Annotated in this window: 6 protein-coding genes; all 6 read left to right on the top strand. The window is 42.1% G+C overall.

Features of this window, described 5'->3' with window-relative positions; genetic code table 11:
• The first annotated feature begins 1117 nt into the window (after positions 1-1117).
• Positions 1118-1252: a 50S ribosomal protein L34 gene (rpmH, locus tag DLE54_RS11615; RefSeq protein ID WP_007394757.1), complete on the top strand. Its 135-nt coding sequence runs from the start codon at positions 1118-1120 to the stop codon at positions 1250-1252.
• A 145-nt stretch (positions 1253-1397) separates the two neighbouring features.
• Positions 1398-1790: a ribonuclease P protein component gene (gene rnpA, locus DLE54_RS11610; protein WP_110817249.1), complete on the top strand. Its 393-nt coding sequence runs from the start codon at positions 1398-1400 to the stop codon at positions 1788-1790.
• Positions 1791-1885: 95 nt separating this feature from the next.
• A complete protein-coding gene (gene yidD, locus DLE54_RS11605; protein ID WP_110817248.1) occupies positions 1886-2293 on the top strand; it encodes a membrane protein insertion efficiency factor YidD in 408 nt (135 codons plus the stop codon).
• Positions 2294-2550: 257 nt separating this feature from the next.
• Positions 2551-4251, top strand: coding sequence for a membrane protein insertase YidC (gene yidC / locus DLE54_RS11600; protein WP_110817247.1), 1701 nt, complete (start codon positions 2551-2553; stop codon positions 4249-4251).
• 230 nt (positions 4252-4481) lie between these two features.
• A complete protein-coding gene (mnmE, locus tag DLE54_RS11595) occupies positions 4482-5879 on the top strand; it encodes a tRNA uridine-5-carboxymethylaminomethyl(34) synthesis GTPase MnmE (protein ID WP_110817246.1) in 1398 nt (465 codons plus the stop codon).
• 36 nt (positions 5880-5915) lie between these two features.
• Positions 5916-6377, top strand: a complete 462-nt coding sequence (gene nrdR / locus DLE54_RS11590; RefSeq protein WP_110817245.1) for a transcriptional regulator NrdR — start codon at positions 5916-5918, stop codon at positions 6375-6377.
• The last annotated feature ends 193 nt before the right edge of the window (positions 6378-6570 follow it).

Here is a 6570-nt window from a genome sequence, read left to right as displayed (position 1 = left end):
GACCCATTAACCCTAATAAAACGGACAAAAAAAGCAAAATAGACAGTAACAATTAACCTGTCTGTCTTATTTCGTGGGGGTACTTTACCACACTAAATCATAAATATCATCAAAATTATGTTGTGGATAACTTTGTGGTTAAATCTGTGGATAACTAAAATAGCTAAGTTATACAGGTTTTAATAACAGGTTATCAACAGCAATAACCACAGATTAAGTATATGATTTATAATGAATTATATTGGTTATTCACAGAAAACAAGGGTACTAATAATAACAAAAGAACTATTATATATATAGTTATAGGGGACACCGTGTGCTGTGGATAAGTTTTTGATAATAGGCACAGCAGCTGTATAAAACATGTATTAAAACAAAGCTCTTTGAGGATAATCAGAGTAAATACAAAAAATTTAGCAGTAAGCTGATTGATTCAGTCACAGTCATTAAACCAATCAAAGCAAGTGACTAGGTTGTACAGAGCGCTATCAAACACCTTTAGCAAACCGCCAATTAATTTGAACAAAAGATAACTCGTATACCCAAAGATATCTTAAGCATCAGTGATCTAAACACAGCACAGGATCTGATTTTTACAGTAGTGATAAAACGCATATTAGGTATTGCGGGGAGAAAGTTGAAGTGAGCATGAGTGTCAAACAATGAGCTTTTAATTTTGCAGTACCAAATGGCTGGACTGAGTAAAAAACCGCCACTGTCAATATTTAAGATAATCTACACTATTTCTAGGATTTCATAGATGATTTTTATTACATGGTTTTATTAATATTTATTGTCATTTGTTTTGGTGAGTTTTGGTCACTAAGCTCTGCAAAATTTAAGATTATTTAAGCTTAAATAAGTTGTATTTGACAGGCGATTTATGAGCAATTTTTTAATCAGAAATAGAGACTCTAGCGGCTAATCAAACGACAAAAAAGTGCAGATTAGATAGGTCTGTTTTTAGCGCAACCTGTGATGAATTAAGGATTGCAAGCTGATGTTAACAGGCTATTTATTATTGACAATTAACAAAAATACTGGCATAATCGTTCGTTACTACAAATTCTTAGTGAACTCTATTTATTTTTAATTTCTTTGCTGTCAAAGGTGATTTATGAAACGTACATTCCAGCCAAGCGTTATCAAACGCAAGCGCACCCATGGTTTCCGTGCTCGCATGGCAACTAAAAAAGGCCGTCAAGTTTTAGCACGTCGTCGTGCAAAAGGTCGTCATCGTTTAACTGTGTAATTAGTATTTAATTACTGGAAAACTGTTGATAGACACGTTAATTCGTATATTTTATTAAAAGCACCTAATTATTAGGTGCTTTTTTTGCTTATGGTATTTAAAAACTAAAAATCACCGTTATTTTTTTATTGTATGTTGACCCCTCATGACTGACTACTGTTATCCCAAAGCAAAAAGATTATTGAAGCCTGCCGAATTTAAACCGGTATTTAATCAGCCGCTGTTTAAGGTTCATCAAACCCACTTTATGGCGTTTGCTTATGATTCTGATCACTTGCAGGCCCGACTGGGTATGGCGATTACTAAGAAAAAAATCCCGACCGCAGTAGCCAGAAATACCATAAAACGTATCATTCGTGAGCAGTTTAGACATACGCATGCCCAGTTACCAGCGCTTGATGTGGTATTTATTTTAAAAAGATCGACCAAAGCACTGAGTAATGAGCAAATGCGTCAGGAAATTTCAGATATTTTATCCAAGGTTATCTCTAAACAGCGGCGCGCTACAGCTGCAGATGTCAAACATAAAGACAAGTGATGTCTAGCGGCTGATTATTTGAGGCACTGATTGTTTTAGACAATAAGCTTGGCGAGCCTGTGTGGTCAATGGGGTGTTAAGCTAAGGAGAGCGCCATGAGTCTTCCAATAAACGGTTTTTTTTCACGCATGTTATTGGCAATTATTCACGGTTATCAGCGCTTTGTGAGTCCTGCCTTACCGGGTCGGTGTCGCTATTATCCGACCTGCTCTGAGTATGGCAAAACAGCCATATTGTGGCATGGTGCGGGCAAAGGCGGTTGGCTTACGCTAAAGCGTATAGGCAGTTGTCATCCCCTTGGTGGGCATGGGATCGACTTTGTGCCGCTGCCTTTGTATAAAATGGTATTTACAGCTATAGATAACAGTGTTTCACGTGAAACATTAGTAGGTCGAGGGGTTTATAAAGACAAAATTAGCTATGTGTCTCGATTAAATAACACCTTTAATGCTTCTATTAAAGCCAGCACCTATCAAACAGAGCAGACTCATACCAAAAAGTAAGCTGAATTTAATAACACTTAAAGTAATGCTTATGTCATCTTTTGTCTGAAATATGCCTTCTATATCATTTACCATGGTTTTTTAGTAAAATAGTCACCATTTTGTAAACGTTTTAAAGGTACTGTAGCGACCAAAGTCACAGGTTTTGCTATAAAAAATTAAGCCCAGGCAAACAGACAAAGGCCTGAGCTACCGGTGACGATTACGTTTTAAGTGTTAATTTAGAACATTCATTTTGAGTTGTTTAGGACAATCTTATGCAAAAGATACTACGGGTGCTCATCATCATTGCGATGCTGATTACCGCATATTTGTTGGTGCTTGCTTGGCAGAAGGACTATGCCAATGTGCCAGCCACATCAGCAGACGCAGTAACCCCTTCTGTATCCACTTCCACCACGGGGGCCGATATTCCGACCACAGCTGGTGCTAGTGATATACCTGCAGCCACGGCAACTGATATCCCGTCAAGCAAAGCGGATAGCGAGAGTACAGAAGCCAAAGCGGGAACGCTTATCAATGTCACCACAGACCGTTATCAAGTTAAGATTGATCCGGTAGGTGGCGATGTGGTGTACGCAGCATTGCGTGACTATAATGCTAAATTACACAGCGATAATTCGTTTGTTTTATTAGAAGACTCAGGTCAACGTGTGTATGTGGCTCAGTCAGGTTTGATTGGTCCTAATGGTATCGATACTGCTTCTGGCCGTGCAAAATACAGCTATCAGTCTGATAATTATGTAATGCAGCCCGGTCAAAAGACGTTAACCGTACCGCTGACTTACAAACAAGATGGCGTGACCATTACTAAGAGCTTTACCTTCACCCAAGGCAAGTATCCTATCCGTGTTAATTATAATATTAATAATACAGGTACTCAGCCATGGAATGGTCAAGTCTTTGCTCAATTAAAACGTGATAGCAGCAAAGATCCTGGTATGTCTGATAAAGGTGCCTTAAGTATGGCTACCTATCTGGGCGGTGCTTGGGGTACACCAGATGATGATTACAACAAGCTTAAGTTCAAAGACTTTAATGATGGTGAGCTAACAGCAGCCAGCGATAAAGGTTGGGTGGGTATTGTTCAGCATTACTTTGTATCAGCTTGGACCCCGAATAACTTTACAGGTCAGTTCTTCAGCCGTGAAAAAGCAGGCGATCATTTCATCGGTATGAACAGTGAGCCCATCGTTGTTCCTGCCAATAAGCAAAAAGACGTTACGGCAACCTTATATGCGGGTCCAAAAGATCAAGAATCATTGATTGAAGTGGCACCTGGCTTGAACAAAACTGTGGATTATGGCTTCTTATGGCCCATCTCAAAAGTGTTGTTCGCTATCTTAGAAGGCATTCACAAAGTCATAGGCAACTGGGGTTGGTCAATTATTGCCCTAACCTTGTTGGTTAAGATTGCGCTTATGTGGTTCTCAAATAAGAGCTACTATTCGATGGCTAAGATGCGTGCTATTGCTCCGCGTCTGCAAGCCTTAAAAGAAGAGCACGGCGATGACCGTATGAAGATGTCACAAGAGATGATGGCCATCTACAAAGAAGAGCAAGTTAACCCAATGGCGGGCTGTTTGCCAATCTTGTTACAGATGCCTATTTTCTTAGCCTTGTACTGGGTATTGGTTGAGAGTGTTGAGCTACGTCATGCGCCTTGGATCTTATGGATTCAAGACTTATCAGCGATGGATCCTTGGTTCATTTTACCTATGTTGATGGGTGCCAGTATGTTCGCGCAGCAGATGTTCAGTCCGCAGCCGACAGATCCTATGCAGGCTAAGGTGATGAAGTTCTTACCGATTATTTTCACGCTATTCATGCTATTCTTCCCAGCAGGCTTGGTGTTGTACTGGACTGTGAATAACCTGTTCACTATGGGTCAGCAGTATATCGTGAATAAAAAAGTGGAACGTGAGCAAAGAGAAAAAGCGGCCAAAATGCCAAGCTAATACGCTCAAGCATTAGGCTTATGCCTACCGCTTTATGATCTAAACAGCTATAAAAAAGCACCTATATGTCTTGTATGGGTGCTTTTGTTTTTTTAGGGCCATCATTGAATATCCATCCCTTAACACCTACTATAAGACATAATATCGGCAATATAAGCGTACAGCCAAATCCGCGCAGAGCGCTTATGATTATCGCTTGCGTCACTCACTCTTAATTTGAGCCAAAAAATATGACACACACCACCACCATTGCTGCCATCGCCACCCCTGTCGGTCGCGGCGGCGTAGGGATTATTCGACTGTCAGGCCCCAAGGCTTATTCCATTGCCTGTGCACTGACCGGTAAGGAGAGTTTTACGCCTCGTTTGGCCAGTTTTTGCCGTTTTTACGATGCCAATAACAATGTGCTAGATGAAGGCCTGGTCTTGTACTTTAAAGCGCCGCATTCGTTCACAGGTGAGGACGTTATCGAGCTGCAGGGTCATGGTGGCATGATATTGCAAAACCAGCTGTTAGCGCGCGTATTTGAGCTTGGTGCGCATCAAGCTCAAGCAGGTGAATTCTCCTACCGTGCCTTTGATAATGACAAACTAGACTTGCTACAAGCAGAGGCCATTGCTGATGCCATTGATGCCACCAGTGCTGCTGCTGCCAGTAGTGCTATCCGCTCTTTAACCGGCGCTTTCTCTAACAAGATTAATGAGGTATTAGAGGCGTTAATTGAGCTGCGTTTGTATGTCGAAGCTTCCATCGACTTTCCTGATGAAGAGGATGTGGACTTTTTAAGCGATGGGGTTATTGAGGGCAAGTTACAGCGCATACAGCAGCAGTTAACCACCATCTTATCCACAGCCCAACAAGGTCAGCTTTTGCGCGATGGGGTGCACGTGGTATTGGCCGGTCGCCCCAATGCGGGTAAATCAAGCCTGCTAAACAGCTTAGCAGGTCAAGAGCGTGCTATTGTCACCGATGTGGCCGGCACCACGCGTGACACGTTGCAAGAAACCATAGTGCTCAATGGGCTGACCATTCATTTGACTGATACTGCAGGTCTGCGTGACACCACAGATGCTGTAGAGCGTATAGGTATCGAAAGAGCTCGTACCGCTATCAATCAAGCGGATTTGCTGTTGTTAGTGTATGATTTATCTCAAGAAGTTGATCCCTTAAAACTGGCTTCAGAGCTGTTTGGACAAGGTATGGATGGCACCCCAAACTTTGATCCTAGTAAGCTGCTGCTTATTGGTAATAAGCGCGATTTAGTTGAAGATATGGGTGAGGGTGCCAATAAGTTGGCAGATAAGGCGGATATTTTAGGGTATGAGCAGGTTAATGTTTCATGTGAAACCTCACAAGGTATCCCACAATTAATCGCTAGTTTGTGCGATAAAGTCGGCTTTCATCCCCCCGAAAACAGCCTAATTGCCCGCACCCGTCACCTAGATGCTTTGCGCCGTACACAGCAGCATGTGGATGAAGCACATCAACAATTGGTGATATATCAAGCAAGCGAATTAGTGGCTGAAAGCCTACGTCAAGGCCAGTATAGCTTAGGTGAGATTACTGGTGAATTTAGTGCAGATGACTTATTGGGTCGTATCTTTGGCAGCTTTTGTATCGGTAAATAACAAAAACATTCTTTAGCAATCTATTGAGAGCCTATTATGCAGTGTCCCTATTGTAATGCAGATGACACCAAGGTTATTGATTCACGCTTAGCGGCTGAGGGTGCTCAGGTGCGCCGTCGCCGCCAGTGCAATCAGTGTCAAGAGCGCTTTACGACCTTTGAGGTAGTAGAGGTGGTGATGCCACGAATTATCAAGTCTAACGGGCGTATTGAGCCTTATGACTCCCAAAAACTAAAACGATCTATCCAATTACCACTGCAAAAAAGACCGGTAACCTTGGATGAGCAGGAAGCGATGATTAGCCGTATTGAGAAGCGCATTCGTCAATTGGGCGAGCGTGAGATTAGCAGTAAAGGCTTGGGTGAAGTGGTAATGAGTGAACTCAAAGAGCTTGATGACGTCGCTTATGTGCGCTTTGCCAGTGTGTATCGAGACTTTCAAGACATAGAAGCCTTTCGCCAAGAGTTACAAAATATTCGTCCAGTCGATGACCAATAGCTCTGTATGGGGCAGTTTTTACCGTTGATTATGGGCCGTTATAGGCCTTTCCTTGTTTATATGGAGCCCTGTTTATCTTATGACTACCTCACCCTCCACACCGTCAACTACTTCGCTATCCTCTGAGGATGCTTTTGACACGTTAGCCAATGATTTATCCCCAAATATAGCCAAGCATTCGATTGAAAATCAG

Source organism: Psychrobacter sp. YP14 (assembly GCF_003209315.1).
Classification (GTDB): domain Bacteria; phylum Pseudomonadota; class Gammaproteobacteria; order Pseudomonadales; family Moraxellaceae; genus Psychrobacter; species Psychrobacter raelei.
This window is presented reverse-complemented; position numbering and strand designations above follow the sequence as displayed.

Excerpts from the sequence above, each read along its gene's own strand:
- yidC (WP_110817247.1), top strand. The coding sequence starts at position 2,551 with ATGCAAAAGATACTACGGGTGCTCATCATCATTGCGATGCTGATTACC.
- rpmH (WP_007394757.1), top strand. The coding sequence starts at position 1,118 with ATGAAACGTACATTCCAGCCAAGCGTTATCAAACGCAAGCGCACCCAT.
- rnpA (WP_110817249.1), top strand. The coding sequence starts at position 1,398 with ATGACTGACTACTGTTATCCCAAAGCAAAAAGATTATTGAAGCCTGCC.
- mnmE (WP_110817246.1), top strand. The coding sequence starts at position 4,482 with ATGACACACACCACCACCATTGCTGCCATCGCCACCCCTGTCGGTCGC.
- nrdR (WP_110817245.1), top strand. The coding sequence starts at position 5,916 with ATGCAGTGTCCCTATTGTAATGCAGATGACACCAAGGTTATTGATTCA.
- yidD (WP_110817248.1), top strand. The coding sequence starts at position 1,886 with ATGAGTCTTCCAATAAACGGTTTTTTTTCACGCATGTTATTGGCAATT.